The organism is Pseudoalteromonas sp. DY56-GL22, from assembly GCF_041414715.1.
In the GTDB taxonomy this organism is placed as follows: Bacteria; Pseudomonadota; Gammaproteobacteria; order Enterobacterales; family Alteromonadaceae; genus Pseudoalteromonas; species Pseudoalteromonas simplex.
Genome location: NZ_JANHZR010000026.1, coordinates 1 through 1544, shown reverse-complemented (window position 1 = coordinate 1544; position 1544 = coordinate 1). Strand labels below are relative to the sequence as shown.

At 45.7% G+C, this 1544-nt stretch carries 1 protein-coding gene; it reads left to right on the top strand.

Annotation, left to right across the window (positions count from 1 at the left end; translation table 11 throughout):
* Positions 1-1544, top strand: a 1544-nt coding sequence (locus tag NO991_RS20520) for a beta strand repeat-containing protein (RefSeq protein WP_371352351.1), incomplete at both ends; no start/stop codon positions are given.

The following is a 1544-nucleotide window of genomic DNA, read 5'->3' as shown; positions in this document are numbered from 1 at the left end:
AATTGGTCAGTGAGTCCAACAACGGTCTTAGCTGATGGTCAATTTACTGTTGACGCCAGTGTGCGTGATGGGGTGGGGAACCTTACAGAAGAAACGGTGACTGGGGTCATTGATACCGTTGCACCAAGCTTAACCTTAACGGGCGTTGGGGCGGGCAGTGATGTGACGCCAACTTTAAGCGGCACAAGTAATGAAATCGGCGCGTTAGTAACTATCACAGTGACTGATAGTAACGGTGTGGTACAAACTTTCTCAGCCACAGTGGGCAGTAATGGAACCTGGACTAGCGAAGTGCCAAACGGTTTAGCCGAAGGTGATTACACTGTGTCAGCAACAGTGAGTGACGTGGCGGGCAATAGTACAACAATCAGTGCCTCAGGTAGTATTGATACGGTAAATCCTACAGTCGTTGTGAATGATAATGGCTTAAGTAATGATAATACCCCAACAATCAGCGGTACATCTACCGAGCCTGCGGGCACAATTGTAAATATTATAGTTACAGACAGTAATGGCGATAATTATAGTTTTACAGCTGTTGTAAGTGCTGCAGGCACATGGCAAACAGACGCATCTGAAATACCTGATGGTAACTATACAATTACTGCAACAATCACAGATGCTGCGGGTAATACAGGGAGTGATACAGGCTCAGGAACGATAGACACTACAGCGCCTCTCATTACAATCAACAATCTAGGCACAATTAACACCGCAACACCAACTATTAGTGGTACATCTTCGGAGCCAGCAGGCACTGTTATTTCACTTGTATTAACAGATACCAGTGGTGGTGAGATCAGTTTGACTGCAACCGTTGATGGTGCTGGTAATTGGTCTGTCACCTCTTCATCGTTAGCGAATGATGACTACAGCGTGGTTGCTACAGTAGAAGATGCAGCAGGAAATAGCGCCTCGGCAACAGAGAATTTCACCTTGAATACCAGTGCGCCTAGTATTTCAATTGATGCCCTAGGCCAAACGAACGATACAACGCCTACTATTTCAGGAACAACCAGTGCTCCTGACGGCAGTACGGTAACAGTGACTATAAATGATGGCACCAATCCAGTTGAAACACTGACAGTAAGTGTCTCAGGTGGTATTTGGACTGTTACTGCTAATAATGCATTAACTGAAGGGGATTTTACGGTTACTGCTAGCGTTACAGTAGGTGGCGTTGAAGGTACAGACTCTGCTGTAGGAACAATTGATTTAACCCCTCCTACCATTGCAATTAATGATATTGCACAAACCAATGATACAACCCCAACAATAAGTGGTACAACGGATGCACCGGTAGGAAGCACAGTTACAGTGATCATTACTGATTCACAAGGCAACCCACAAACTTTAGTCGCTACGGTATTAGCGAACGGAAGTTGGTCAGTGTCTGCAACCACAATACTGGCAGAAGGTAGCTTTACTGTTAATGCTTCAGTCACCGATGCAGCCGGTAATACTGGCACCGATAGTGCCACTGGTGAAATCGACATTACCGCACCGACGATTAGCCTTGATACCTTGGCCGATAGTAATGATGT